Genomic DNA, 26337 nt, shown 5'->3' on the forward strand with positions numbered 1-26337 from the left:
AAGCCCGCTCACACCCGCGCCGGCATCGCCAGCAGGGCCTCGGCACTGGCCAGCTGTTTCTGCCGGTTCAGGGTATCAAGATGCGCCGGCGTGACCAGCCGCAGCGCCTGGGTCGGGCACACCTCGACACAGGCCGGGCCCGCCTCGCGGTGCTGGCAGAGATCGCACTTGAGCGCCTGCGCCTTGGTCTGCGGCTGCTTGAAGAGCGAATCCGCCGTGGGGGCCACCTCTTTCACCACCACCGCCATGGCGCCGTAAGGACAGGCCACCACGCAGGACTTGCAGCCGATGCAGCGCGCCTGCAGCACCTTGACGCAGCCATCCTCGGTGACGATGGCGTTGTTGGGGCAGGCCATGGCGCACGGCTTGTCTTCACACTGGCGGCAGAGCACCGGCGTGGTCACCTTGCTGCCCACGATCACTTTCAGGCGCGGCTGAAAATGGCTGTCCTTGGAGACCAGATGTCCATCCTCGATGGCAAGATGCAGACCGCCCTCCCGCTCAAGGGTCCCGCTGCAGGACCCTGACTGGTGTGAAACGGCGCAGGCCACCTCACAGGTACGACACCCAATACAGAGACTGGGATCTGCAATCACGAAGCTGTTCATAGAGAGGGATCCTAAATGGTTCGTTACACCCGACCGCCCTCACCCACCTGGCAGGCGACAACACGGTCTGCCCCCACAAAGCATTTATCAGACCAACACCGGCAGATGGCCGTCATAAAATCACAAGCCAATGAAAATAAAGGGGTAATATGGATGGTGAAGACGGTATTAGCCGTAACTGACGAGGGTGACGAAGGGGCCAGCTCCCTGCTCGACATGACAAAAGTGACGAGGTCGACACTGGCTGACAAGGCCCTGCTCCAGCCGAGTAACGGAGCCGTTCAAAGGCGTTTGGAGCAAGGATCGGCCGCCATAAACCTGATAAGCGGTGGGACAATATCCGGGGGAAAAGCCATACCAAGGGCCAAAAATGGGATGCGTAGCACGTAAAAGCTGTTTGCAGCGTAGGCAAGTTGTTTGGACTTTTTTGTCGAGTTACCAAGGCATCGTCAAACAAAGCCGAAGAAGATAGGCCGCTTGTTGACTTATTTGTTGAGCTAGAGCCGGTTTTAGCCCCCTGCTCCTTTAATTTCTCATCTGTCTAGTTACTATGGCTCACTTCGTAACCAGCTCCGTTGGACTCGTTTTCATAGAGCTTGCTATGCACACCGCATAGTGTCAAAAACACAAGACCTGCCCGATCAACTTTGGATTTAAAATATGCATAAGTTTAATCTAATAGAAAATGCCAATGATTCATTGGAACATGCGATTAAACACATGGGTCCTATTGATCAGAATAGTGTCGGTGACTGGAAAAGAATAATTGTTGATTTTTCTCATGTCGTGGAGTTGCTCTTTAAGGAAAAACTACGACAAATTCATCCTGCCTTTGTCTTTGACAACATAGATAAATATCCATCTAATGATGCGTTTACTGTAGGTGCTGAAAAGGCTTTTAAGAGGCTTAAAAGTATTGGCGGCATAAATTTTTCCAAAGAAGATGAAAGTGCCATCAATACAGCAAGGAACAAGCGCAATGAAATAGAGCATTACGAATTCTCTATCTCTGAAAATGAAGCAAAAGCATTAGTCGGCCAGGTGTTATCTTTTATTTTTAAATTTTCTGAAGAGCACCTTTCTCTTGACTGGAAAACTACCCACCTAAAAAATAAAAGTTGGTACGTTCTATTTCAATACACTGAGTTTTATTACCAGTTGTTACAAAAAGCAAACAACAAAATAGAAACTGAAGACCTATACTCCATCAAATGCACATCTTGCCATAATGATACTTTCAGTGTCGATTACGAAAAATGCTTGGTGTGCGGTCATGAAGAACAAGTTTTAGATTGCAAATGGTGTCATGAACCCTATATTTTCTCCTCATGCCAATTTGGAGAGGAAGCTGAGCTTTGCCCGAGCTGCGAATATAAAGATGGCTGTGCTAGCGAAAATTATGAAAAATATTAATATAGGTTGAGTATAATTCGAACCGTAGGGTGTAATAAGCGCAGCGCATTGCACCTCTTGCATTTTCCAATATTAACAGTGAAATTCACTTCGTTCATTGCACCCTACTTGCTGTCTCTTGATAAATAAAGACTCCATCGCAGCCTTACCCCCTCTCTTTTACTGCCAGAGCCCCTCTTTATTGGTCAGCATTTTATCGTTTATTTCTTAGCCAGCTTGATGCAAAACGCTGGCAAAAATGGATAGCCAGCTAAAACAATCACTTGCCAGGGTGTGGGCGGGGTATTTCAATCAATGGCCAATTAATAATTTCGTTAGCCACCCCTTTTTGATTATTTATACCTGAGCATAAACCCACGACGGGTGTGTCATTATACCCTTAACGGCAGATGAACAGACTGTGTCCCATGATGAGCCTCTTTATATCCAGTTAGCTCCCTTTCCCATCGCAATCCATTAATGCGTTCCTGCGGCACCTGCCGCACGCCCGATAGACGGGGGCGGCCCGTGCTGGCCAATCGTCACCATCAAACTGACAGACAACTTCATGAACGGTAATCACAAACAAGCCCTGTCCGGCGTTACGCTGGCGGCGATCGGCGTGGTCTATGGCGACATCGGCACCAGCCCGCTCTATACCCTGCGCGAGTGCCTCTCCGGCCAGTTCGGTTTCGGGGTGGAGCCCGCCTCCATCCTGGGCTTTCTTTCACTGATCTTCTGGCTGCTGATCCTGGTGGTCTCGGTCAAGTATCTCTCCTTCGTGATGCGGGCCGACAACGCCGGCGAAGGGGGCATCCTCACCCTGATGTCACTGGCCACCCGCAACACCCCGGCCAAGTGGACCCCCTTGCTGATCATCCTGGGGCTCATTGGCGGCAGCTTCTTCTATGGCGAGGTGGTGATCACCCCGGCCATGTCGGTGATGTCGGCCATCGAGGGCTTGAACATCGCCGCCCCCTCCCTCGACCCTTATATAGTGCCGCTCTCGGTGCTGGTGCTCACCCTGTTGTTCGCCATCCAGAAACACGGCACCGCCACCGTGGGCAAGCTGTTCGCCCCCATCATGCTCATCTGGTTCATCACCCTGGCGGTGCTGGGCCTCAACAGCATCTTCCAGCACCCTGAGGTGCTGGGGGCGCTCAACCCCGTCTGGGCGGTGCGCTTCTTTGCCAAGTACCAGACCGCCTCCTTCTTTGCTCTCGGCGCCGTGGTACTGGCCATCACCGGGGTAGAGGCGCTCTACGCCGACATGGGCCACTTTGGCAAGAGCCCGATCCGGCGCGCCTGGTTTATGGTGGTGTTGCCCTCTTTGGTGCTCAACTACTTCGGCCAGGGGGCGCTGCTGCTGGCCCATCCCGAGGCCATCACCAACCCCTTCTTCCTGCTTGCCCCGAAATGGGCGTTGCTGCCATTGCTGCTCTTGGCGACCCTGGCCACGGTGATCGCCTCGCAGGCCGTGATCTCCGGGGTCTTCTCGCTCACCCGGCAGGCGGTGCGCCTCGGTTATCTCTCACCCATCCGCATCGTGCACACCTCCGAGCAGGAGTCCGGCCAGATCTATATCCCGGTCATCAACTGGATGCTCTATATCTCGGTGGTGATCGTCATCATGAGCTTCGAGCACTCCAGCAATCTGGCGGCGGCCTACGGCATCGCCGTCACCGGCACCATGGTGCTCACCTCCATTCTCTCCTGCTCGGTAGCCCGCCACAGCTGGCACTGGAACAAGTACCTGGTGGCCGCCCTGTTTATCGCGCTGCTGGCCATCGACGTGCCGCTGTTTGCCGCCAACCTCGCCAAGATCTTCTCCGGCGGCTGGCTGCCGCTCACCCTGGGGGCGGTGATGTTCACCGTGATGACCAGCTGGAAGAGCGAGCGCTTTCAGCTTATTCGCCGCCTCAACGAGCACGGCAACTCGCTGGAGCCGATGATCGCCTCGCTGGAAAAATCCCCGCCGACCCGGGTGGCCGGCACTGCGGTCTATATGTCGCGGGTGGTCAACGTGATCCCCCACGCGCTCCTGCACAACCTCAAGCACAACAAGGTGCTGCACGAGCGGATCATCCTGCTCACCCTGCGGGTGGAAGAGGTGCCCTACGTCCACAATGTGCGCCGGGTCTGCATCGAGCAGCTCTCCCCCACCTTCTGGCGGGTGGTGGCAAGCTACGGCTGGCGCGAGACCCCCAACGTGGAGGAGATCTTCCACCGCTGCAACGCCGAGGGGCTGAGCTGCCGGATGATGGAGACTTCCTTCTTCATGGCCCACGAGTCGCTGATCATGAAGGAGCGGCCCTGGTATCTCTACCTGCGCGGCAAGCTCTTTATGCTGCTGCAGCGCAACGCCCTGCGCGCACCGGATCAGTTCGAGATCCCGCCCAACCGGGTCATCGAGCTGGGATCCCAGGTGGATATCTGATGGCGTGAGTTGCGCTAAAGAGAGAGGGAGGCATTGGCCTCCCTCTCTCTTTTTACCGTTAATCCCGATGGCCGCCCCCTCATCCCCAGCCCTTCTCCCACGAGGGGAGAAGGGAGCAAAACCACGGCGACCCCCACAGACATCCCACCGTAGGGTGTAACAAGCGCAGCGCCGTGCACCGCGACCATATGGCTGACTTTCCCCCTCATCCCCAGCCCTTCTCCCGCGAGGGGAGAAGGGTGCACACCACCGATGCCCTGGCGCAGACCCGTAGCCCTTTCGCCCCTTGTCACGACCCCGCATTCAGCCAGGCTGATACCGTTTTGCGGGGGTGACGAACCCTCTCCTACCCTTCGTCACAAGTGACGAACGTCACGCTTCGACAGTGGGTCAAGGCCTCGACACCCGTCGATGCTATTTTTAACGTCATTTAAAAACAAACACTTACACTCATCCAGCCAGGCAAAACCAAGCTGGCCCGTATCTTGCCAACCTGCCCCTACTTTCTCCGTTCGCGACACGACAAGGTAGGCTATGAACCGCTTCGTTATCGCTGACCCCAAGCTTTGTATCGGCTGTGGCACCTGTATGGCGGCCTGCAGCGAGGTACACAAGGCGCAAGGTTTGCAACAAGCCCCCCGTTTAACCGTTATGCGACACGAGCAGGCGACCATGCCGGTTCAGTGCCGTCACTGTGACGATGCTCCCTGCAGCAAGGTGTGCCCGGTCGAGGCAATTCGCCAGACCGGCGATTGCGTGCAACTCAACGAGTCGCTCTGCATCGGCTGCAACCTCTGCGCCGTGGCCTGTCCGTTCGGTGCCATCCAGAGCGGCGGCAGCCGTCCGGTGGCCGTGGCCACCAGTTACGACACCTATATCCCCTGCTCCATCCGCTCCAGCAACCCCTCCACCTCCGCCGGCCTGCGCTGCTTTGGCGAGGATCTGCTGAGCTGGGAGCCGGGCGTGCGCAGCATCGCGGTCAAGTGTGACCTGTGCGAATTTCGCACCGATGGCCCGGCCTGTGTCGGTGCCTGCCCCTCCCAGGCGCTGAAACTGGTCAATGACGGCGACACCGAACGCGCCGCCCGTATCCGTCGCCAGCAAGCGGCCGACACCAACCCGCAGGGGGCCTCTGCCTTCTCGGCGCCTGCCACGGCGCTCCCTGCATCCGATTTATCCACCACAGAGGGAGCGTGCTGATGTTGTCCCCCCTTGTTATGGCCACGCTCCTGCTCTTTTTGCTGGGCTCTGCCGCCGGTTTGCTGCTGCAAAAGCTGCCCGCACTGGCCAACCGCCTCAACAGTGGCTTTGCCCTGCTGGGCTCGCTCGCAGGCCTGGTTGCCGCCATCCAGATCTTTGCTCAAGGCACCCCCGTCGACGGCCAGCTCTGGCTGCTGGGCTCGGTGCACCTCGATATGCTCTCCGCGCTGATGCTGCTGGTCATCAGCACCGTCGGCGTCGCCGTTGCCCTCTACTCCTTTGCCTATATCCGCGAATATCAGGGCAAGGGGGATGTGGCCATCGGCGCCTTGATGAACCTCTTCCTGTTCGCCATGGTGGGCATGGTGCTAGCCGACAATGCACTGGGCTTTCTGCTCTGCTACGAGCTGGTGACCCTCACTACCTACTGGCTGGTCAAAACCAACCCGGATGCCGCCAAACAGAGCCGTCTCTACTTGGTGATGAACCATATCGGCATGGCGCTGGTGCTGGTCGCCTTCTGGCTGCTCTGCCGCGAAAGCGGCTCGCTGGAGTTCGCCGCGCTGCGCGAGCACCATCTGGCGGGCGCACTGGCCTCTCTGGTGTTTCTGCTCAGCTTCTGCGGCTTTGGCCTGCGCGCCGGTTTCGTGCCGCTGCACGGCTGGCTGCCGGTGGCCGAGCCCGTTGCGCCGTCCCATATCTCGGCGCTGATGTCCGGCGTGATGGTGAAGCTGGGTCTCTTTGGCATCTTGCGGGTCAGTATCGATTTTCTCGGCGCCAGCCAGCTCTGGTGGGGCTATGTGGTGCTGATCTTCGGTGCCTGCTCGGCAGTGCTCGGGGTGCTGTTTGCGCTGGCCGAGCATGACCTCAAGCGGCTGCTCGCCTACCACACGGTGGAGAACATCGGCATCATTCTGATGGGGATGGGGATCGGCATGATCGGCATCGCCAACCAGCAACCGGCACTGGTGGTGCTGGGGCTGCTCGGCGCGCTTTATCACCTGCTCAACCACGCCATCTTCAAGAGCCTGCTCTTTATGGGTACCGGCTCTGTGATGTTCCGCCTGCACACCCGCGACATGGACAAGATGGGGGGGCTGGCCAAGCTGATGCCCTGGACTGCGCTGGCGTTCCTCATCGGTGCCATGGCCATCTCGGCGCTGCCGCCGCTGAACGGCTTTGTCAGCGAGTGGTTTATCTATCAGTCGCTGCTCTCCATGACCAAACTCGGCACCTCCGTTGTCGCGCCGCTCGCGGTAGTGATGCTGGCGGTAACCGGCGCCATGGCGGTGATGTGTTTCGTCAAGGTGTACGGCATCTGCTTCTGCGGTGCCCCGCGCAGCGAGAAAGCGAGCCACGCCCGCGAAGTGCCGGGCACCATGGTGGCAGGCACCCTGCTGCTGGCTGCGGTCTGTCTGGTGCTGGGTCTGGGCGCCCCCTGGATTGCCCCCCATATCGCCAGCTATGGTCAGGCACTCGTTGCCAGCCAGATGAGTGTCGCCACTGGCGCTACCCTGCTGCCGCTCGATAGCAGCCAGGCGATCCTCTCCCCGCCCGTTATCGCCATTACCTTGCTGGGGCTGTTCCTGATTCCGCTGCTGGTACTGGTCATCTTCAAGGGGCCCAAGCTGGGTCGTCGTCACGCTGGCACCCCGTGGGCTTGTGGTTACGCCTATGAGGAGCGCATGAGCCTCACCTCTGGCGGTGTCACCCACACCTTGCGCCAACTCTGCGCGCCGCTCTATCGCAAGCAGCCGCAGCTCGATCTGGCCACTGCCCTGCACGGGGTGAGCGATGCCAGCGGCAACACCGGCAGGCTGCTGCTCTCTTTATTAAATGGCGTGGTACTGGCGCTCTTTATCCTGATGGCTGTAGGAGTCTGATATGCCTGTTCTTGAAATGCCAAGCTGGGGCATGGTTGCCCTCGCCCTGACCCAGGCCATCGCCATGCTGGCGCTGGCGCCACTCGCCACCGGTTTCAACCGGGTGCTGCGGGCCAAGATGCACTCCCGCCAAGGGCCGGGCCTGCTGCAGGATTACCGGGATATCGCCAAGCTCCTGCGCCGCCAGGAGGTGACCCCGGAGCCTGCCGGCATCATCTTCAACCTGATGCCTGCGCTGCTGATCGCCGCCCTCTTGCTGGTGGCGATGGCACTGCCGACCCTGACTCACGAGTCCCCCTTCCCCATCGCCGGGGATCTCATCACCGACATCTATCTGTTCGCCATCTTCCGCTTCTTCTTCTCTTTGGCGGGGCTCGACAGCGGCAGCATGTTTGCAGGGATCGGCGCCCGCCGCGAACTGACCCTCGGCATTCTGGTGGAGCCCATTCTGGTGCTCGCCTGCTTCATCATGGCGATGATGGTGGGCAGCTCGGATCTGGGCAACATCAGCAGCTATGTGGCGACCCAGCCGCTGGCCGCGCCGATTGCCACCCTGCTGGCCGGCGCCGCCTGTGCCTTCGCAGTGTTTGTCGAGATGGGCAAGCTGCCCTTTGACTGCGCCGAAGCCGAGCAGGAGCTGCAGGAAGGGCCGCTCACCGAGTATTCCGGTGCGGGCCTGGCACTGCTCAAGCTCAGCATGGGCCTCAAGCAACTGGTGGTAGTACAGCTCTTTCTGGTGATTTTCCTCCCCTTCGGCAAGGCGGCCAACTGGAGTCTGCCTGCACTGATCGGCGCGGCGCTGATCCTCGCCTGCAAGCTGCTGGTGGCCTTTTTGCTGGCTGGCATCATCGAAAACGCCATGGCCCGTACCCAGTTCGTGCGCACCCACAAGCTCACCCGCTACGCCTTGGGGCTGGCCCTGCTGGCGCTGCTCGCCTATCTGGTCGGGATCTGAGCCATGCCCGCCAGCACAGCCATTTTTCTCGATTTCACCTTTTGTGAATGCTCATTCCCGAACATAAAGTGAGAACTGCATGACCATCGCCATTTCGGATCGCATCGGCTGCGACTACATCCAGCAGGTGCGAGCCCAACTGCCCCACGCCATCGTCGACGAGGAGTGGCAAACCGCCGATCAGGCCACCATTACCGTCAAGCCCACCAGTCTGGTCGAAACGGCCAGCCTGATCTTCCATCAGCTGGGGGGCTGGCTTCCGCTCTCCTTTGCCAATGACGAGCGCAGCCTCAACGGCCACTTCGCGGTCTACCACGTCTTCTCCATGGAGGGCGACACCAAGTGCTGGATCACCGTCAAGGTGCTGGTGGATGCCGATACCCAGGAGTACCCCTCCATCACCCCGACCATTCCGGCGGCGGTGTGGGGCGAGCGGGAGATCCGCGACATGTACGGCCTGCGTGCCATCGGTCTGCCAGACGAACGCCGTCTGGTGTTGCCGGACGACTGGCCGGAGGATATCCACCCGCTACGCAAGGACGCCATGGATTATCGCCAGCGCCCGATGCCCACCACCGACACCGAGACCTACCCCTTCGTCAACGAGCTCGGCAGTGATGCCAACCGCATCGTGCCGGTCGGCCCGCTGCACATCACCTCGGATGAACCGGGCCACTTTCGTCTGTTCGTCGATGGCGAAGACATCATCGATGCCGACTATCGCCTCTTCTATGTCCATCGCGGCATGGAGAAGCTGGCGGAAACCCGGATGGGCTACAACGAAGTGGCGTTTCTGACCGACCGGGTCTGCGGCATCTGCGGCTTTACCCACAGCGTCGCCTACACCACCTCGGTGGAGAACGCCATGGGTATTGTGGTACCCGAGCGGGCCAAGATGATCCGCGCCGTGCTGCTGGAGGTGGAGCGCCTGCACAGCCATATCCTCAACATCGGCCTGTCGAGCCACTTCACCGGTTTCGACACCGGCTTCATGCAGTTCTTCCGGGTGCGGGAGAAATCCATGACCCTGGCCGAGCTGCTGACCGGCGCCCGCAAGACCTACGGCCTCAACCTGATTGGCGGGGTACGCCGCGACATCTTCAAGGAAGATCGCATCAAGGGTGCCCAACTGGTGCGGGAACTGCGTGATGAGCTCAAACCCCTGGTGGCCATGCTGCTGGATACCGCCAATATCTCCTCCCGCCTCATCGGTATCGGCAAGCTCGACCCGCAAATTGCCCGCGATTTCAGCTGCGTCGGCCCCATGGTGCGGGCGAGCGGCTTCAAGCGCGACGTGCGCCGGGTCCACGACTTTGCCGGCTACCGCGAGCTGCCGATGGAGATCCAGACCAAGGCGGGTTGCGATGTGCAATCCCGGGTGCTGGTACGCATCCACGAGCTCTACGACTCCCTCGACATGATTGAGTTCGGCCTGGAGCACCTGCCGGAAGGACCGCTGTTGACCGAAGGGTTCACCTACCAGCCGGGCAAGTTTGCGCTGGGCTTTACCGAAGCGCCGCGCGGCGAGAACGTGCACTGGAGCATGACTGGCGACAACCAGAAGCTGTTCCGCTGGCGCTGCCGCGCCGCCACCTACGCCAACTGGCCTGCTCTGCGCTACATGCTGCGCGGCAATACCGTGGCGGATGCACCGCTCATCATCGGCAGTCTGGATCCCTGCTACTCCTGTACCGACCGGGTCACCCTGGTCGACCCCAAGAAGGGCAAATCCACCGTGGTCTCCTACAAGGAGATCGAGCGCTACGGCATCGATCGCAAACACTCTCCGCTGAAATAAGGGGTCATCATGATCAAGCTGTTCAAGACCATCCTCAAGGCTGGCACCCCGACCGCCAAGTACCCCTTCGCCCCTTACGAGGTGAACCGGGATTTTCGCGGCAAACCGAAATATCAGGCGGATCAGTGCATCGCCTGCGCCGCCTGCACCAAGGCCTGCCCGGCCAACGCGCTGGTGATGGAAGTGGACATGGAGACCGGCGAACGGCGCTGGGAGATCTCCATGGCGCGCTGCATCTTCTGCGGCCGCTGCGAGGAGGTCTGCCCGACCCGCGCCATCGCCCTCTCACCCGAGTTCGAGCTGGCGGTGACCAACAAGGCGGATCTCTATGAGGAGGCCCGCTTCGCGCTGGCCCCCTGCACCCTGTGCGGCACCTACTTTGCCCCGAGCAAGCTGGTGGCGCTGGTGGAGGACACCCTCAAGCAAGCGGGCACACCGCTCGCGACCCCGGAGCGGCTGCATCACTGCCCCGACTGCAAACGAAAACAGAGCATGCTGAGCCAGCCTGACTCGGCCCTGATCACACCGATAGCCACACCGATGGCCGCACAACAGGAGTGGATGTGATGAGCAAGATCAAAGGCATAGAACCGGTTGTCGGCCATGCCCATACCCGCGCCGTGCCGCTGGCACAGGATCCCGAGATCACCAAACTCAAGAAGACCCTGCTCAAGGACATTCGCCGCTCGGCCTATGTCTACCGGGTCGATTGCGGCGGCTGCAACGCCTGCGAGATCGAGATCTTCGCCACCATCACCCCGCTGTTTGATGCCGAGCGTTTCGGCATCAAGGTGGTCGCCTCCCCCCGCCACGCCGACATCCTGCTCTTTACCGGCGCGGTGACCCGGGCGATGCGGGTGCCGGCCCTGCGCGCCTACGAGGCAGCGCCCGATCCCAAGATCTGCATCGCCTACGGCGCCTGCGGCTGTGACGGCGGCATCTTCCACGACCTCTACTGCGTCTGGGGCGGCACCGACAAGATCGTGCCGGTGGATGTCTATATCCCGGGCTGCCCTCCGACACCGGCGGCTACCATCTACGGCTTTGCCGTGGCGCTCGGTCTGCTTGAGCAGAAACTCAAAGCCACCAGCCACGAGGTGCAACCGGGTGAGCGGGTCGAACTGTGCCACACCGGCATCCCCAACGAAATCCGGGTGATGATCGAACGCGAAGCGCGCCGCATGGCAGGTTATCGGCAGGGGCGGATCATCGCCGACGAGTTTATGGCCCTGCTCGAAGGGGCAACCCAGCAGGATGTGGATCTGCGCATCCAGAGCTACCTCGATCAGCACGACGATCCGCGCCTCTCGGAGATCGTCAACAACCTCGCAAACGCCTGCCTCAACCGGGCGGCCGGCAAGGGAGAGGCGGTGCATGGCTGACGAGGTTTTTTTCTACCGCCTCTCGCGCAAGTTCGTCGACGAGCAGTTCGACGTCCCCGAGGAAGCCAAAGAGGTGATGTACTACAGCCTCGCCATCGGCCACCACCTCGGCATTGTCGATTGCCTGCGAGCAGACCTGGTCTGCTCGCTGACCGGTTATCGCGACTGGGTAGCCAAGCTGCCAGAGGGGAGCGAAGCGCGCCGCAAGATGGAGGGGTTTCTCACCTTTGGCGAGATCACCATCTATCGCGAGCACTGCCATATGCTGGCCTGCGCCTTCGATCGACTGCGCAAAGCCGAAGGCGTGCTCGATGAGCAGGAGCTGGGCTGGACCAATACCTTTATGGAGCAGCTCACCGCCCTCTTTAACGACCCCCATATGTACCTGATGGTAAGGAGCCGCTGATGGGCTGCAATCTCGTGTTGACCGTGGGCAATGCCATGATGGGGGACGACGGTGCCGGCCCCTATCTCGCCGACAAGCTGCAGGCCGCCCCCCTGCCCGGCTGGATCCATATCGACGGCGGCATCGCGCCGGAAAATGTGGTCTACAAGGTGCGGGAGCTGCAACCGGAGCGGGTGGTGCTGGTGGATGCCGCCGAGATCGGCGAGAAGGCGGGAACCCTGCAGGTGATCCCCCCGAGACCATCGCCGAGATGTTTATCTTCTCGACCCACAATATGCCGCTCAATTTCCTGATCGACGAGCTCAAGACCTTTGTCCCCGAGGTGATCTTTGTCGGGGTACAACCGGCCATCGTGGCGTTCTCCTTCCCGATGACCGAGATAGTGAGCCGCGCCATGGATTATCTCTACGATCATCTGGAAGAGGCCAAAGATAGCGAGTTGTTAATAAACCGGCTGGCCCAGTGGAATATCACCAATGCGGCCACCGATTATTTGCCAGCTTGTTAACGACAGCAGTCTGCGCTCCCTCTAAAGGCATATATAAACGCCCGATGTTAAATTAAAAACATCGGGCTAATTGCCATGAAATTGATATAAATCAACGCGCGGACATTTTTCAGAAAATCGGCCAATTCGCTATTTTTAAACATAAAAAAGCGTTGCCAGTCACAGAAAATTGCCACAAAATGGTGGCCATTGCGGAAGCTGATGGGGTCTGGTGGCCTCCTCGGTCTTCAAAACCGATGAGAGCCGAGAAGGCTTTGGCAGGTTCGATTCCTGCCTCTTCCGCCAAATTTCATATATTGGAGAGAAACCGTCAATTATGTTTCAGGCTGGTTGGCGACTGTTTCACATATTGTTCTAACAAGGCGCCTGTCGCATTGCCAATATAATCTGAATGCGCTCCGACACCCTTATTTATCTGCTCGAACATTAATTTATCCATTCGCCTTTTTAATTAATTCATGAATGGCGAAAAGCAGCAAATAAGCAGCGTCGCAGCGGCCTTCCTCCGGCAAGGCGGCGTGCATGTCACTCCCACGCACAGCCCGGGTCATCCCATGCCAACTCCGTCTGACGTATCCTCCCTCGCCCCCAGCGCCTCTTATGCCGCGACTCCAGCAAACCAGCGTCGATTGCCGCAAGTGGAACAGCTGCTGCAGCAACCCTTTCTCGCCAGTTTTATCGAGGCGCTGAGCCGCCCGCTGGTAACCCAGGCGGTGCGCGACACCCTGAGCGAACTGCGCCAGAGCGAGACGTTTCGCCAGCACGGAGTCACCGCTGAACGCCTTGAAGCGCTGATTGCCAAGCGCTGCCAGCAGCAGCTGCGCCAGCGTCAGACCCGGGTGATCAACGCCACCGGCACCCTGGTGCACACCAATCTGGGGCGCTCGCCGTTAAGTGCCGATCTGTGGGACGAGGTGCGCGACCTCAACACCGGTTACAACAATCTGGAGCTGGATCTAGCCACCGGCAAGCGCGGCGGGCGCAAGGGGCTGATCGCCCCCCTGCTCCGTTGCCTCACCCAGGCCGAGGATTCGCTGGTGGTCAACAACAATGCCGCGTCGCTCTTTTTGCTGCTGCAGGAGGTGGCCAAGGGGCGCGAGGTGATCGTCTCGCGCGGCGAGCAGATCCAGATTGGCGGCGGCTTTCGCATACCCGACATTCTGGCCCTCTCCGGCGCCAAACTGGTGGAGGTGGGCACCACCAATATCACGACCGCCAAGGATTACCTGGATGCCATCACCGATCAGACCGCGCTGGTGCTGATGGTACACAGATCCAATTTCGCCATTCGCGGCTTTACCGAATCTGCCGACATCGGCGAGCTGGCCCGCGCTCTGCCCGAGCAGGTAGTGCTGGCGGTGGATCAGGGCTCGGGCTTGACCACCGAAGAGTTTGCACCGGACGAAACCTCGGTGCGCCAGTACATCAAGGCGGGGGTGGATCTGGTCTGCTACTCCGGCGACAAGCTCTTGGGCGGCCCGCAAGCGGGCATCATCAGCGGCCGCAGCGATCTCATCAAGCGGCTGGAAAAACACCCCATGATGCGCACCTTCCGCTCAAGCCGTATCATTCACTCCCTGCTCGAACGGCTGCTCATTCACAAGCTCAACAAATCCCCTATCGGCGAGGGTATCGCCCAGCAAGTCTTGAGCAACCCGGCCGCCATGCAGGCGAGAGCCTCCCAGCTGATGGCCGCCCTGCCCGGCTGCTTTGTGCCGGTCCCCGCCCAGCTGGTGGTGGGCGGCGGCACCCTGCCGGACGAGTTCTATCCGGCCCCTGCGCTTGAATGCACCGACCCGCGCCCGGCCCAGCAGCTGCTCGATGCCATGCGCGAACTCCCGGTGCCGGTCATCGCCACCGTGCGCCAGCAGAAGGTGCTGCTCAATATGGCGACCCTGCTGCCAGCGGAGATGGCGCTGCTGATCGCCCAACTCAGGGAGTTGCTGCTGCCCACCCCGTTCAATGCAACAAATGCGACCGAGGAGCCCTGATCCCATGACCCCCTATCGCGCCGTTATCGGTCTTGCCGGCCACGTGGATCACGGCAAGACCCTGCTTATCAAGGCTCTCACCGGCATCACCACGGCCCGCGCCCACGAACAGGCCATCGGCATGACCCAGGATCTCGGCTTTGCCCACTTCGACGACGGTCAGGGCAACACCATAGGCGTCATCGACGTGCCCGGCCACGAGCGCTATATCCGCAACATGGTGGCGGGGCTCTGGAGTCTGGATCTGGTGCTGCTGGTGATTGCCGCCGACGAGGGGTGGATGCCGATGACCGGCGATCAACTGCGCCTGCTCAAGGCGATGGGGGTGCCGCGTCTGCTGGTCTGCATCAACAAGCGCGATCTGGTCTCCCCCGACGAGCTTTTGCTGTTGGAAGAGAGCCTGCTGGAGCGGGTGATGGACGAGAGCGGCATGGTGCCCGACATCGTCAGCGTCAGCGCCAAAACCGGCGCCAATATGGCCGCCCTGCACGCCGCCATCGTGCGCCAGCTTGCCGATCTGCCAGCCTCACACGCTGCCCGCGAGCAGGCCGCTCCGCGACTGTATGTAGACAGGGTCTTTACCGCCAACGGCACCGGCACCGTGCTTACCGGCACATTGCAACAGGGCAGCCTCAAGGTGGGGGACAAGCTGCGCCTCTACCCCGCCGATCGGGAAGTGCAGGTGCGCTCCCTGCAGGCCTATCACCAGAGCGTCGACGAGATCGGCGCCGTCTGCCGGGTGGCGGTGGGCCTGAAAAAGGTGCCCCACAAGGAGGTGGCCCGCGGCAACTGCCTCACCAGCGCTGCCGGCCAGTGCGAGGCGGCGACCCACCTTATCGTGCGGCTCTGCGAGGTCGGAGGCAGCATCCGGGAACAGCGCAACCGCGAGGTCGAAGTGGCCCTCGGCAGCTGGCATGGCCTCGCCCGTTTTGTACCCATCAAGGACACCCGGCTGGCGCGGCTGATCTTTGCCAGCCCCATCCCCTGCTTCTTCGGTCAGCCGCTCGCCATCATTCGCCACGGCAGCAGCGAACTGCTGCACGGCGCTCGCATCGTCTGGTGCGGCGACATCCATCCCGCCAGACGCAAGACGCTGCACACCCTGCTGGGCGAGCTGCCTGATGACTTGGAACACTACAACCCGGCCACCCTGCAGTTGGGGCTCAACGGCTATGTGCTGGCCAGCCGCTTTGACCAGCGGCCCGAGCAGGTCACCCCCCTCGCTGACTGGCTGCTGGATAGCTGCTGGCTGGCCCAAAGTCGCGACCAGCTGCTGGCCACCCTGGCCAGCGAACCGCTCAGCGCTGCCGAGCTGGCGACCCGCTTTGGCATCGCTCTGCCGGTCACTCAAGCCCTGCTCCAGCAGCTCAAGAGCGAGCAGCTCATTCGCCTGCACCATGACAAGTGGCAACCGGGCAGCGGCGAGTCGGAAGATGATTTGGGAGAAGAGGCGCAGCTGGTGCTCAAGGTGGTGCGAGATCAAGGCAAGGAGGGGTACGAGCCCGGTAAACTGGGCCCCGGCGGCGTGGAGCTGGATCCCTTTATCACCCGCAAGCTGCCCGCGGCCCTGCAGCAGGGCCTGCTGCAAAAAGGCGCGTTGCAAAAGCAGCTGCGCAATCTGGCGCGACTCAAGTATCTGGTGCAGCTCGATGGCCCCATCTACTACGACGCCGCCCTTTACAACCAGATGGTCGCCGCCGTGCTGGCGGGCCAGCAGGTGGGAGATCTGATCGACATGGCATCCCTCAAGGAGATCACCGGTTTGTCGCGTAAATACGCCATTCCGTTCTGCCTGCGCATGGAGATGGATGGCTGGGTGCGGCGCGAGGAGAACGAGCGCCGGGTGCTGCGCCTGCCAGCCACTCAAGATGAGATGGAGCCGGCATGAGCGCCACCATCGCCCCCTCTGGCTCTTCCAATCCTGTGGCCAGCCGGCTGCGCCGTGAATTTCATATCGACGGCATCGTACAGGGGGTCGGCTTTCGTCCCTTCGTCTATGGGCTGGCCCTGCGCCACGGCCTTGCCGGTTATGTCTTGAACGATGCCAACGGCGTTACCATTGGCGCCGAAGGATCACCTGAGCAGCTGGCCAGCTTTGCCCGCGAACTGCGGGAATTGGCACCGCCCTTAAGCCGCATCGATCATTTCAGCGAGCGGGAACTGCCCCTCGCTCATGATCCCGACTTCGATGGCCAATTTCATGGCCAGTTTCGAATTAAAGCGAGCCAGCAGCAGAGCGCCGCCACGGTCGCTATCTCGCCGGATCAGGGGATGTGCGAGGCATGCGCCACGGACGTGGCCAACCCCGCAGATCGCCACCATAGCTACCCCTTTACCAACTGCACCCACTGCGGTCCGCGCTACACCATCATCCGCCGCCTCCCCTATGACAGACCCCACACCGCCATGGCGGGCTTTGCCATGTGCCCGCGCTGCGCGGCGGCCTATGAAAACCCGCTGGACAGACGCTACCACGCCCAGCCGGTGAGCTGTCCCGAGTGCGGGCCCCATCTCAGCTGGCGAAATGGCCGTGGCGATGCCTTGGCCGAGCGCGAGGATGCCCTGCAAGCAGCTGCAAGCGCCCTGCAAGCGGGGGCGCTGATTGCGGTCAAGGGCATGGGGGGTTATCACCTGATATGTGATGCCCGCTGTGAGTCCACCGTGGCGCGGCTTCGCCAGTTAAAACGGCGCGCGCGCAAGCCGCTGGCGGTGATGATGGGCTCCCTTGCCGAGGCCAAACTGCATGTCACCGGCAGCGATGACGAGTGGAAGCTGCTCGCCTCTCAGGCCAGACCCATCACCTTGCTGCGCAAGCGCAAAAATGATGATCGGCTCTCAGAATCCCAACTGACAACCGCGCCGCTGGCCGAGGGGATCGCCCCCGGCATCCCCTACCTTGGCGTCATGCTCCCCTATACCCCGCTCCATCAGCTGCTGCTGGACGCCTGCGCCATCCCGCTGGTGGCCACCAGCGCCAATGGTCGCGGCAGCCCGATCCTTATCGAGTGCGAGGCGGTGGTCAGGAAACTCGGCAGCGAGATTGACGGCATCCTGGATCACAACCGCCCCATCCTGCACCCCTGCGACGACAGTCTGGTGCAGTGGGCCGGTGGGCGACGCCAGACGTTGCGGCTAGCCCGGGGTTATGCCCCCTGCACCCCCAGCCTGCAAGAGGCGGTCAAAGCGCCACTGCTGGCGGTCGGCGCGCAGCAGAAAAACCAGCTGGCGCTCGCCTTCGGCCGCCAGCGCATCTACAGCCCCTATATCGGCGATCTGCACAGTTTGCCGATGCAGGGCCATTTCGAGCAGACCCTGGCGACCTTTCGCGATCTCTACGATCTCCAGCCAGAGCTGCTGGTGTCGGATCGCCACCCTGGCTATCTCAGCCACCAGTGGGCCAAAAGCTATTGCCGCGATCACAATGCAACCCATCTCGAGGTGCAGCACCATCACGCCCACCTGCTGGGGGTGATGGCGGAGCATGACATCACGGGCCCGGTGCTGGGGGTTGCCTTCGATGGTACCGGCCTTGGGGATGACGGTACCCTCTGGGGTGGCGAGCTGCTGCTGGCCGATGTGAAGGGCTTCGAGCGGATTGCCCACCTCACCCCCTTCAAGCTGATCGGCGGCGAGGCGGCTATCCGCGAGCCGGCGCGCCAGCTGCTGGGGCTGCTGTTTGAATCGCACAGTCCTGAGCAGATCAGTGCCCTCGATATTCCGTTGATCGAGCAACTGCCCCTTAAGCGGATCAGCAACCTGCACCAGCTCTGGCAGCTGGGTCGCAACGCCCCTTACACCAGTTCCATCGGCCGGCTGTTCGATGCCGTGGCGGCGCTCTTGGGGGTGATCGATACCCCGGATTACGAGGGCGAAGCGGGACTCTTGCTAGAGGCGACTGCCTTGCAGCTGGCCCCCGATGAAGTGCCCTTCCCCCTCGCCTTTGATCTCAGCCTATCAGCGGAAGGGCCGCTGCAGATCCAATGGGCAGAGCTCATCAATACCCTTGTCAGCGAGCGGCGCAAAGGCTCCTCCACCGCCAGCCTGGCTGCCGGTTTTATCCGCGCCATCAGCAATCTGGTCATCGCCCTGGCCGAGCGTTTCCCCGGCTATCCGGTGGCGCTCGGGGGCGGCGTCTTTCAAAACCGGGTGCTGATGGACCAGCTGGTGCCCGCTCTCGAAACCGCTGGCCGGCAGGTATTGACCAGCGAAACCCTGCCGCTCAATGACGGTGGCATCGCCGCCGGTCAGCTCTGGTTTGCCATCCACCATCTTGCCACGCATCAGCCTGTCACATCCGGTTGTGCCACCTTGTCGGAGTCCTGAAATCCATGTGTCTATCCATCCCTTCTCAGGTGGTGCAATTGCACCCCGAAGATAACTGCGTCACCGTCGATACCCTGGGGGTGCAGCGACGCGTCAGCTGCATGCTGCTCGAAGAGCCCCTCCAGGTGGGCGACTATGTGCTGCTCCATATCGGCTTTGTGATGAGCAAGATTGACCAGGAGGAGGCGCAGGCCAGCCTCGAGAGCTTCCGCCAGATGGTGGCCCTGATGCCCAACCAGGATATCTTGCCATGCTGACCTTGAATGATCTCTTTCAGGGCTTTCGCCAGCCCGAGGTGATCCGCGCCCTCGCCGCCCAGATCACCGAACTGGCCAAAGATCTGCCCGAACCGCTGCGGGTGATGGAGGTGTGCGGCGGCCATACCCACACCATCATGAAGTACGGCCTGCACCAGCTGCTGCCAGCCAGCATCGAGTTTGTTCACGGCCCCGGCTGTCCGGTCTGCATCATGCCGAAAGAACGCATCGATCAGGCCATCGAGCTGGCTAGCCAGCCCAGCGTCATTCTGGTCACCCTGGGGGACATGATCCGGGTGCCGGGCTCCAAAGGCACGCTGGCCCAGCAGCGCGCCAAGGGGAGCGATATCCGCCCGGTCTATGACCCCCTCGACGCCCTGCGCATCGCCCGTGAGAACCCGGAGAAAACCGTGGTCTTCTTCGCTATCGGTTTTGAGACCTCTACCCCGATGACCGCCGCCTTGCTGGCTGCCGCTGAAGAGCAAGGGGCCCTGAACCTCCTGTTTCATATCAACCATGTGCTGGTGCCGCCCGCCATTCATGCGGTGATGGCTGACGGGGTGGCCAAGGTGAATGCCTTTATCGGCCCCTCCCACGTCAGCGTCATCACCGGCGCCGATATCTACCTGCCCATCGTCGATCGCTATCAGGTGCCAGTGGTGGTGAGCGGCTTCGAGCCGGTGGATGTGATGGAGGCGCTCTTGATGATGGTGCGCCAGAAGGTGGAGGGTCGCTACGCGCTGGAGGTGCAGTACAGCCGGGCGGTCACCGCCAGCGGCAACCGCGCCGCCCAGCGGCTGGTCGAGCGCTTTTTCGAGACCCGCGAGCACTTTCGCTGGCGGGGCCTTGGGGACATCAACGCCTCCGCCCTGCGCCTGCGGGATGCCTTCGCCAAGCGCGATGCGGAGCGCCACTTTGCGCTCAATCAGACTCCCATCGATGACCACAAGGCGTGCCAGTGCGCCGATATCCTGCGCGGGCTGGCCAAGCCGAACCAGTGCAAAGTCTTTGGCCGGGGCTGCACCCCGACCCAGCCCATGGGCAGCTGCATGGTCAGCTCCGAGGGGGCCTGCAATGCCTACTACCGATATATGGGGATCCAGGAACGATGAGAGAAATCCAACTTAGCCACGGCGGTCGGGTGATGGGTGGAGATGAACCAGCCTGTTTCGGCAATCTTGTGGAGAACCAGACCCGATGAGAGAAATTCAGTTAAGCCACGGCGGCGGCGGCGTGGAGATGAATCAGCTGATCAACCAGCTCTTCTTTCGCCACTTTGGCAACGAGATCCTGCTGCGCGGTGAAGATGCCGCCCTCCTGCCAGTAAGCGGCCCCGTCGCCTTTACCACCGACAGCTTTACCGTCTCGCCGCTGTTCTTCGAGGGGGGGGATATCGGCAAGCTGGCCATCGCCGGTACGGTCAATGATCTTGCCATGATGGGGGCCAAGCCCGAGTATCTGAGCTGCAGCTTTATCATCGAGGAGGGTTTCCCCTACGCCGATCTGGCCCGCATCGTCGAGTCGATGGCAGCAGAGCTTGCCAAGAGCGGTGCCCGCATCGTCTGCGGCGACACCAAGGTGGTGCCCAAGGGGGCCGCCGACAAGGTCTTTATCAACACCAGCGGGGTCGGCACCTTCCCGCTGCCCGAACAGAGCCGGGGCATCTCGGTACGGAGCCTCAAGGCTGGTGATGCCATTCTGGTGTCACGGGATATCGGCAGCCACGGCGCCTGCATCCTGATGGCCCGTGACGCCCTGCAACTGGGATCCGATCTCAAGAGTGACTGCACCACCCTCTGGCCGCAGGTAGAAGCGCTGCTAAAAGCGGGGATTACCCCGCACGCCCTGCGCGATGCCACCCGCGGCGGCCTTGCGGCCGTGCTGAATGAATGGAGCACAGCCTCCCAGGTGGCCATCGAACTGGAGGAGTCCGCCATTCCGGTGTGCGATCCGGTGCGGGGCCTGTGCGAACTCTACGGTTTCGAGCCCCATGATCTCGCCAACGAGGGGACCATGGTGCTGGCACTGCCTGCCGAACAGGCGCAGGACGCGCTGGGCATCTTGCGACAATTCAACCCCGCCGCCAGCCAGATCGGCGTGGTGCAGGCAAGCGAGCGCCACAAGGTGATCCTCAACAACCCCTGGGGCAGCCGCCGTTATCTGGAGCTGCCGCAAGGGGAACTGCTGCCGCGGATCTGTTGAGCGGCCATGCCGTTCAGCCAATGACAGAGGGGAGTCACACCTCCCCATATCGGTTAAGGAGCCACCATGCACGAAATGTCTCTGGCCATGGCCGCCATCGATCTGGCGGCCGAACAGGCCACCCAGCGGGGCTTTACCAAGGTGACCGCCCTCTGGCTCGAGGTCGGCAGCTTCTCCTGCGTCGACCCGGACACCATTGCCTTCTGTTTCGAGGCGGCCGCCAAGGGCACTGCCGTCGAAGGGGCCCAGCTGCACTTTCAGCACCAGGTGGCAGAGGCCTGGTGTTACGACTGCAACCAGACGGTCACCCTCACCGAGCGCGGGCAAGCATGCCCCGAGTGTGGCGGATACAAATTACGAGTCGCGCAGGGTGATAGCCTGCGCATCACCGACATCGAGGTAAGTTGATATGTGTAGCGTATGCGGATGCGGTCAGGCGCGGATCGCCGGCCATGAGCACGATCATGAGCATCATCACGAGCATGAGCATCACCATGAACATGGTCATGAGCACGACCATCATCATGCTCATGACGCCCATCACCATCATGATCACGAGCAGAGTGCGCCGCGCACCCTGATCATTCACCACCACTATCACCATCAGGGGGATGTCCATCACCACTACCACGGGGTACGGGCTCCCATAAGCCACGAGAGTCATGATCAGCCGAATGAGCACCACCATGATCATCCCCACGACCATCATCATGAACATGCCCACTCTCATGACCACGGCCATTCCCACGCGCATCCCCATGACCATGACCATGACCATGACCATGACCATCAGCAGGGTGATCTGCACTACGGCAAAGGGGAAGCAGGATTGTCGGTGCCCGGCATGGGGCAGCGCCAGCTGATCGCCATCGAGATGGACGTGCTGGCCAAAAACAACGCCTTGGCCGCCCACAACCGCGAACACTTCGACGAGGAGGCCCAGCTGGTGCTTAACCTGGTGTCGAGCCCGGGCTCCGGCAAGACCACCCTGCTGTGCGAAACCTTGTGCCAGCTGGCCAACAAGCGCCCTTGCGCCGTGATTGAGGGGGATCAGCAGACCAGCGCCGATGCGGATCGCATCCGTGCCACCGGCGTCCCTGCCGTGCAGATCAACACCGGCAAGGGCTGCCATCTGGACGCCAAGATGGTTCACGACGCCTGCCACCAGCTGCCTGCCAATGAAGGGGGCATCCTCTTTATCGAGAACGTGGGCAATCTGGTCTGCCCCGCCAGCTTCGATCTCGGCGAGAAGTACAAGGTGGCGATCCTCTCCGTCACCGAGGGGGAAGAGAAGCCCCTCAAGTACCCGGACATGTTTGCCGCCGCCCAGCTGATGGTGATCAACAAGATCGATCTGCTGCCCTACGTCAGCTTTGACGTGGCCCGCTGCATCGAGAACGCCAAACGGGTCAACCCCTATATCCAGGTGATCCAGGTCAGCGCCACCACAGGCGAAGGGATGGATGCCTGGCTCAACTGGCTAGCCAGTGCCTGAACCGGTTAAACGCCGTTGCTAACGGTAGATAAAAGAGAGGGAGGCTGATGCCTCCCTCTCTTTTATCTACAAACCTTATCAGGCGTTCTCTCTCTATACCGAATGGCCGCGCCTCATACTCGCATCCCCTCACCCAGCCCTCTCCCCAGGGAGAGGGAACCGATGAGTGGATATCGATAATTCCCTGCCAGTATCCAGATACACCGAGGTACATCATGCTGGTGAACCGCATATTTGCTCCCTTCTCCCCTCGCGGGAGAAGGGCTGGGGATGAGGGGGAAGCCAATCCTCAGGCCGCGCTTTCGGTCAGCACCCCTGATTCGGGCTGCATCTCGCCAAAGCGCAGCACCCGATGACAGATCTGGCGCAGCAGCGCCTGCTGGTGACTGAAGACAAGCATGCCAAGCCCGCGCTGCTCACACTCAACCATCAACTCCCGCCAGAGCTGGCGCTGAATTTGCGGATCCAGCTGGGCAGTCACCTCGTCGGCAATCAGCAGACGGGTGCGGGGATCGAGGGCGCGCAGCAGCGCGATGCGAGCCAGCTCACCGCCGGAGAGCTGACCGGGTTTACGGCCAAGCCATTCAGGCTTGACCATAAAGCGGGCCAGCATGGCCTCATCGGGGCGCCACACATCCCACAGCGCCTGTCCGGTGGTGCGATAGGGATTGAAGGTGAGCTCCGGGTGCTGGGGCACCAACTGGATGGGGTGATAACCCTTCACCGGTTCGGCCAACGGCTGCTCATCCAGCAGGATCTGCCCGCCGGCCCCAACCGGTTGCCAACCGGCCAATACTCGCCCCAGGGTGGTCTTGCCATGACCGCTCGGGGCGGAGATGCCCAGCCGCTCGCCCGCTTTCACCGTCAGCGACAACCCCTGCCAGAGGGGGCGTTCCCCCTGGGCGATGGTGAGATCCCGTATTTCAAACATCAGGAAACCTCCGGCGCAGAGAAGAGAGTATTGAACTCCGGCAGCGCCTGCCAGTGGGCACGGAGCATCTCGCTCCCCTGCCCTTGGCGCAGGTGGTGGCAGCTCAAGGTATCGCTCACCTGCCCCTGATGCAGCGCGACGATACGATCGGCAAAGCGGGCCGCCAGCGCCAGATCGTGGGTCACCCAGAGGATGCCGCTGCCCTGATTGGCCAGCTCACGCAACTGGCTGAGCAGCTGGCAGGCCAGCCCCTCGTCGAGCCAGGCGGTGATCTCGTCCGCCAGAATGTAGCGGGCACCGCCAAGGGCCGCGGTGCAAGCCAGAATGCGCTTGGCCATGCCGCCGGAGAGCTGGCGCGGATAGCTGTCCAGGGTGGCGGCGGGCAGCTGGTAGCGCAGCAGTTGCTGGCCGAGCCGCTCGCGGGAACCGCTCTGACCGCACAGACGCGCCGCACGGCCCAGCTGGCGCTCCACCGTCAGCAACGGATTGAGGGCACTCACCCCCTGCGGCACATAGCAGAGGGTGTGGCCGCGCAGTCCGGCACGGCTGGCGTCGCACAGGGGCACGCCATCGAGGGAGATGGTGCCACGCATGCGCAGGTTGTCCGGCAGCAGGGTCAGGGCGCTTTGCAGCAGCAGGCTCTTGCCCTCGCCGCTCCCCCCACCAGTGCCACTATCTCCCCCGGCGCCAGTTGCAGGCAGATATCGGTCAGCAATGGCTGCCAACTGCGCCGCCCCAGCCAGGAGTAGTGGGCCGCCTCTATGGTCACGTGGTCAAAACTCAGCATGGTTCTCCCCCAAACCCAAACCAGAGTTGTTGCAGGGCGCGGGTAGCCTGATCAAACAGTAAAACCAACGTCAGCAGCATCAGACCAGGGAAGAGGGCCAGCCACCAGCCGCCGCCGGCCAGATAACGCAGGGCATCGGCCAGCAGCAGACCCAGCGAAGCCTCGTGGGCCGCCAGCCCAAAGCCGAGAAAGCTCAGCGCCGCGCTGTGCAGCACCGCATGGGGGAACATCAGCAGGGTGCCGATAAACCACTGGGGCAACAGCCCCGGCAACAGGTGGGTGCGCCAGCGGCGCAGCGCCCCCATCCCCTGACAGCGGGCCAGCACCACGTAGTCGCTGCTGGCGATCCGCCGCGCCTCGGCGCAGAGAATAAGCGCCAGCTTGGGCCAGTGGGTGAGCGCCACCGCCAGGATCACCCCGCGCATGCCACCCCCTGCGGTAAAGCAGATCAGGATCAACAGCAGCATATGGGGCAGCGCCAGCATGGCATCGATCACGAGGCGCACCGCCGCATCGCACCTGGGATGGATGAGCGAGAGGCTGGCCGCCACCATGGCCAGCAGACCACTGCACAGGGCCGTGCTGATGCCCAGTTCCAGACTGGTGAGGGTGCCCTGAAAGGCCCGCAACCAGAGATCCCGTCCCATCTGATCGGTGCCGAACCAGTGAACCAGCGAGGGGGGCTGCTGGCGCGCCAGCAGATCCATCGGCACATCCTGATGAGAGAGGCTCCAGCCGTAGCTGGCCAGCAGCAGCAGGCAGATCAGCGCAAAACCCAGACGCAGCAGGGAGGGGAGCGGATTAAACAGCATGCACACCCTCCCAACCGCGGTTGATGCGGGCCAGCAGCACCCGCGCCGCCGTGTTGCCCAAAAAGACCAGCAGGGTGCAGAAGAGCACGATTCCCATCAGCAGGGGGATGTCTCCCCTCAGCCCCGCATCCACGGTGGCCTGACCGAGCCCCGGATAGGAGAAAACCTTCTCTGCCAAGAGCGATCCGCCAATCAGCTCGCCAAGAGAGGCAAACTGCAGGCAGATCGCCGGGGTCAGAGCGTGGCGCAGCACGTGAAAACGCAGCATGGGCCAGCCGCCATCCCCCTGGGCGCGGGCGTAGCGAATAAAATCGCTCGCCAGTACCTCGGCCACCCGCTCCCGGGTGTGCAGCGCAATGTTACCAAGCCCCAACAGGGCCAGGGTTGTGACCGGCAGCAGCAGATGACGCAACCGCATGGCCCAATCCGCCTCATCGGCAGCGAGACCCGGCGTCCAGGCGCAGCAAACCGGCAACAAGGGCCAGTGCACCGCAAACAGCGCCAGCAGCAAGAGGCCCACCCAGAAAGTGGGCAAGGAGGCGAGCAGGTAGGCAAAGCGGCAGATAAGGCGATCGGGCCAGCGGTTGAGATAACGACCGGCGCAGAGCCCAAGCAAAATCCCGAAAAATCCGGAGAGCAGCCAGGCGCACGCCAGCAGCAGGAAGGAGGCGGCAAAGCGTTGGCCAATGACCTCACCCACAGGCGCGTTGTAGAGCATGGAGTAACCGAGATCCCCCTGCAGCACTTGACTGAACCAGTGCCAGTAACGCAGCCAGAGCGGCTGATCCAGCCCCCAGCGGGCGGCGATGCGGGCATACTGCTCGGGCGGCACGTGCAGCAGATCGTTGCCGATATAGGCCTTGATGGGATCGATGGGGGAGTAGCTCAGCAACACAAAGGTGGCAACCGAGACCAGACAGAGCAGCCCTGCCAAACGCAGCAGGGCTTTGAGTGTTGCAGTCATCATGGT

The 26337-nt window shown here is 61.5% G+C and carries 22 protein-coding genes, 1 tRNA gene and 2 pseudogenes; 19 read left to right on the forward strand and 6 right to left on the reverse strand.

Features of this window, described 5'->3' with window-relative positions; genetic code table 11:
- Window positions 1-8 precede the first annotated feature (8 nt).
- Entirely contained in the window at window positions 9-608 is a 600-nt protein-coding gene (locus tag E5E96_RS19935; RefSeq protein WP_118881084.1) for a 4Fe-4S dicluster domain-containing protein, read from the reverse strand.
- A gap of 660 nt (window positions 609-1268) precedes the next feature.
- Between E5E96_RS19935 and E5E96_RS19940 the strand changes: the two genes are divergently transcribed.
- The 18 genes and pseudogenes from E5E96_RS19940 to hypA all read left to right on the forward strand — a co-directional run bounded on the left by E5E96_RS19940 (window position 1269) and on the right by hypA (window position 21750).
- Complete coding sequence (locus tag E5E96_RS19940) at window positions 1269-2021, forward strand: hypothetical protein (RefSeq protein ID WP_171282935.1); 753 nt, start codon at window positions 1269-1271, stop codon at window positions 2019-2021.
- 547 nt (window positions 2022-2568) lie between these two features.
- A complete protein-coding gene (gene kup, locus E5E96_RS19945; protein ID WP_171282936.1) occupies window positions 2569-4437 on the forward strand; it encodes a low affinity potassium transporter Kup in 1869 nt (622 codons plus the stop codon).
- A 534-nt stretch (window positions 4438-4971) separates the two neighbouring features.
- The gene (locus E5E96_RS19950; RefSeq protein WP_171282937.1) at window positions 4972-5637 is read left to right on the forward strand and encodes a 4Fe-4S dicluster domain-containing protein; all 666 of its coding nucleotides are present in this window, start codon (window positions 4972-4974) and stop codon (window positions 5635-5637) included.
- Window positions 5637-7520, forward strand: a complete 1884-nt coding sequence (gene hyfB, locus E5E96_RS19955) for a hydrogenase 4 subunit B (protein ID WP_171282938.1) — start codon at window positions 5637-5639, stop codon at window positions 7518-7520. Before E5E96_RS19950 ends, hyfB begins: the two co-directional genes overlap by 1 nt.
- Before the next feature lies 1 nt (window position 7521).
- Entirely contained in the window at window positions 7522-8475 is a 954-nt protein-coding gene (locus tag E5E96_RS19960; protein WP_171282939.1) for a respiratory chain complex I subunit 1 family protein, read from the forward strand.
- Window positions 8476-8554: 79 nt separating this feature from the next.
- Window positions 8555-10273 (forward strand): NADH-quinone oxidoreductase subunit C, encoded by a 1719-nt coding sequence (locus E5E96_RS19965; RefSeq protein ID WP_171282940.1) that lies wholly within the window; start codon window positions 8555-8557, stop codon window positions 10271-10273.
- Window positions 10274-10282: 9 nt separating this feature from the next.
- Window positions 10283-10840 (forward strand): formate hydrogenlyase complex iron-sulfur subunit, encoded by a 558-nt coding sequence (locus E5E96_RS19970; RefSeq protein ID WP_101149562.1) that lies wholly within the window; start codon window positions 10283-10285, stop codon window positions 10838-10840.
- Entirely contained in the window at window positions 10840-11655 is an 816-nt protein-coding gene (locus tag E5E96_RS19975; protein ID WP_171282941.1) for an NADH-quinone oxidoreductase subunit B family protein, read from the forward strand. Before E5E96_RS19970 ends, E5E96_RS19975 begins: the two co-directional genes overlap by 1 nt.
- Entirely contained in the window at window positions 11648-12061 is a 414-nt protein-coding gene (locus E5E96_RS19980; protein ID WP_065477159.1) for a formate hydrogenlyase maturation HycH family protein, read from the forward strand. Before E5E96_RS19975 ends, E5E96_RS19980 begins: the two co-directional genes overlap by 8 nt.
- Window positions 12061-12569 (forward strand): annotated as a pseudogene (gene hycI, locus E5E96_RS19985) (hydrogenase maturation peptidase HycI). Before E5E96_RS19980 ends, hycI begins: the two are co-directional and overlap by 1 nt.
- A 193-nt stretch (window positions 12570-12762) precedes the next feature.
- A tRNA-Sec gene (locus tag E5E96_RS19990) sits at window positions 12763-12854 on the forward strand.
- 269 nt (window positions 12855-13123) lie between these two features.
- A complete protein-coding gene (selA, locus tag E5E96_RS19995; RefSeq protein ID WP_171282942.1) occupies window positions 13124-14560 on the forward strand; it encodes an L-seryl-tRNA(Sec) selenium transferase in 1437 nt (478 codons plus the stop codon).
- 4 nt (window positions 14561-14564) lie between these two features.
- Complete coding sequence (gene selB, locus E5E96_RS20000; RefSeq protein ID WP_171282943.1) at window positions 14565-16448, forward strand: selenocysteine-specific translation elongation factor; 1884 nt, start codon at window positions 14565-14567, stop codon at window positions 16446-16448.
- Window positions 16445-18883, forward strand: coding sequence for a carbamoyltransferase HypF (hypF, locus tag E5E96_RS20005; protein ID WP_171282944.1), 2439 nt, complete (start codon window positions 16445-16447; stop codon window positions 18881-18883). The genes selB and hypF overlap by 4 nt, the downstream gene beginning before the upstream one ends.
- 5 nt (window positions 18884-18888) lie before the next feature.
- Window positions 18889-19140, forward strand: coding sequence for a HypC/HybG/HupF family hydrogenase formation chaperone (locus tag E5E96_RS20010; protein WP_016350988.1), 252 nt, complete (start codon window positions 18889-18891; stop codon window positions 19138-19140).
- Entirely contained in the window at window positions 19134-20252 is a 1119-nt protein-coding gene (gene hypD / locus E5E96_RS20015; RefSeq protein WP_171282945.1) for a hydrogenase formation protein HypD, read from the forward strand. Before E5E96_RS20010 ends, hypD begins: the two co-directional genes overlap by 7 nt.
- An 85-nt stretch (window positions 20253-20337) precedes the next feature.
- Window positions 20338-21342, forward strand: a complete 1005-nt coding sequence (gene hypE / locus E5E96_RS20020; protein ID WP_171282946.1) for a hydrogenase expression/formation protein HypE — start codon at window positions 20338-20340, stop codon at window positions 21340-21342.
- A gap of 66 nt (window positions 21343-21408) precedes the next feature.
- Window positions 21409-21750, forward strand: a complete 342-nt coding sequence (gene hypA / locus E5E96_RS20025; protein WP_029300530.1) for a hydrogenase maturation nickel metallochaperone HypA — start codon at window positions 21409-21411, stop codon at window positions 21748-21750.
- Here the strand turns inward: hypA and E5E96_RS22645 are convergent.
- Window positions 21728-22108, reverse strand: coding sequence for a hypothetical protein (locus E5E96_RS22645; RefSeq protein WP_253264718.1), 381 nt, complete (start codon window positions 22106-22108; stop codon window positions 21728-21730). The two genes, hypA and E5E96_RS22645, sit on opposite strands and share 23 nt — an antisense overlap.
- Between E5E96_RS22645 and hypB the strand changes: the two genes are divergently transcribed.
- Window positions 21989-22837, forward strand: coding sequence for a hydrogenase nickel incorporation protein HypB (hypB, locus tag E5E96_RS20030; RefSeq protein WP_216368115.1), 849 nt, complete (start codon window positions 21989-21991; stop codon window positions 22835-22837). The genes E5E96_RS22645 and hypB overlap by 120 nt on opposite strands.
- A gap of 289 nt (window positions 22838-23126) precedes the next feature.
- Here hypB and E5E96_RS20035 read toward each other — a convergent pair whose 3' ends face one another.
- The 4 genes and pseudogenes from E5E96_RS20035 to E5E96_RS20050 form a co-directional block, all read right to left on the reverse strand.
- Window positions 23127-23768, reverse strand: a complete 642-nt coding sequence (locus E5E96_RS20035) for an ATP-binding cassette domain-containing protein (RefSeq protein WP_171282948.1) — start codon at window positions 23766-23768, stop codon at window positions 23127-23129.
- Window positions 23768-24555, reverse strand: a pseudogene (locus E5E96_RS20040) (ATP-binding cassette domain-containing protein). Before E5E96_RS20040 ends, E5E96_RS20035 begins: the two are co-directional and overlap by 1 nt.
- Window positions 24549-25367 carry an ABC transporter permease gene (locus E5E96_RS20045; protein ID WP_171282949.1) on the reverse strand — a complete coding sequence of 273 codons (819 nt, stop codon included), beginning with the start codon at window positions 25365-25367 and terminating at the stop codon, window positions 24549-24551. Before E5E96_RS20045 ends, E5E96_RS20040 begins: the two are co-directional and overlap by 7 nt.
- The gene (locus E5E96_RS20050) at window positions 25357-26334 is read right to left on the reverse strand and encodes an ABC transporter permease (protein ID WP_171282950.1); all 978 of its coding nucleotides are present in this window, start codon (window positions 26332-26334) and stop codon (window positions 25357-25359) included. The genes E5E96_RS20045 and E5E96_RS20050 overlap by 11 nt, the downstream gene beginning before the upstream one ends.
- Between the last annotated feature and the right edge of the window lie 3 nt (window positions 26335-26337).

This window comes from Aeromonas sp. 1805 (genome assembly GCF_013085525.1).
GTDB classification, from domain to species: Bacteria; Pseudomonadota; Gammaproteobacteria; order Enterobacterales; family Aeromonadaceae; genus Aeromonas; species Aeromonas hydrophila.

Coding starts and splice junctions, on each gene's coding strand:
- E5E96_RS19935 (WP_118881084.1), bottom strand. CDS start 608: ATGAACAGCTTCGTGATTGCAGATCCCAGTCTCTGTATTGGGTGTCGT.
- E5E96_RS19940 (WP_171282935.1), top strand. CDS start 1,269: ATGCATAAGTTTAATCTAATAGAAAATGCCAATGATTCATTGGAACAT.
- kup (WP_171282936.1), top strand. CDS start 2,569: ATGAACGGTAATCACAAACAAGCCCTGTCCGGCGTTACGCTGGCGGCG.
- E5E96_RS19950 (WP_171282937.1), top strand. CDS start 4,972: ATGAACCGCTTCGTTATCGCTGACCCCAAGCTTTGTATCGGCTGTGGC.
- hyfB (WP_171282938.1), top strand. CDS start 5,637: ATGTTGTCCCCCCTTGTTATGGCCACGCTCCTGCTCTTTTTGCTGGGC.
- E5E96_RS19960 (WP_171282939.1), top strand. CDS start 7,522: ATGCCTGTTCTTGAAATGCCAAGCTGGGGCATGGTTGCCCTCGCCCTG.
- E5E96_RS19965 (WP_171282940.1), top strand. CDS start 8,555: ATGACCATCGCCATTTCGGATCGCATCGGCTGCGACTACATCCAGCAG.
- E5E96_RS19970 (WP_101149562.1), top strand. CDS start 10,283: ATGATCAAGCTGTTCAAGACCATCCTCAAGGCTGGCACCCCGACCGCC.
- E5E96_RS19975 (WP_171282941.1), top strand. CDS start 10,840: ATGAGCAAGATCAAAGGCATAGAACCGGTTGTCGGCCATGCCCATACC.
- E5E96_RS19980 (WP_065477159.1), top strand. CDS start 11,648: ATGGCTGACGAGGTTTTTTTCTACCGCCTCTCGCGCAAGTTCGTCGAC.
- selA (WP_171282942.1), top strand. CDS start 13,124: ATGCCAACTCCGTCTGACGTATCCTCCCTCGCCCCCAGCGCCTCTTAT.
- selB (WP_171282943.1), top strand. CDS start 14,565: ATGACCCCCTATCGCGCCGTTATCGGTCTTGCCGGCCACGTGGATCAC.
- hypF (WP_171282944.1), top strand. CDS start 16,445: ATGAGCGCCACCATCGCCCCCTCTGGCTCTTCCAATCCTGTGGCCAGC.
- E5E96_RS20010 (WP_016350988.1), top strand. CDS start 18,889: ATGTGTCTATCCATCCCTTCTCAGGTGGTGCAATTGCACCCCGAAGAT.
- hypD (WP_171282945.1), top strand. CDS start 19,134: ATGCTGACCTTGAATGATCTCTTTCAGGGCTTTCGCCAGCCCGAGGTG.
- hypE (WP_171282946.1), top strand. CDS start 20,338: ATGAGAGAAATTCAGTTAAGCCACGGCGGCGGCGGCGTGGAGATGAAT.
- hypA (WP_029300530.1), top strand. CDS start 21,409: ATGCACGAAATGTCTCTGGCCATGGCCGCCATCGATCTGGCGGCCGAA.
- E5E96_RS22645 (WP_253264718.1), bottom strand. CDS start 22,108: ATGGTCATGGGGATGCGCGTGGGAATGGCCGTGGTCATGAGAGTGGGC.
- E5E96_RS20035 (WP_171282948.1), bottom strand. CDS start 23,768: ATGTTTGAAATACGGGATCTCACCATCGCCCAGGGGGAACGCCCCCTC.
- E5E96_RS20045 (WP_171282949.1), bottom strand. CDS start 25,367: ATGCTGTTTAATCCGCTCCCCTCCCTGCTGCGTCTGGGTTTTGCGCTG.
- E5E96_RS20050 (WP_171282950.1), bottom strand. CDS start 26,334: ATGATGACTGCAACACTCAAAGCCCTGCTGCGTTTGGCAGGGCTGCTC.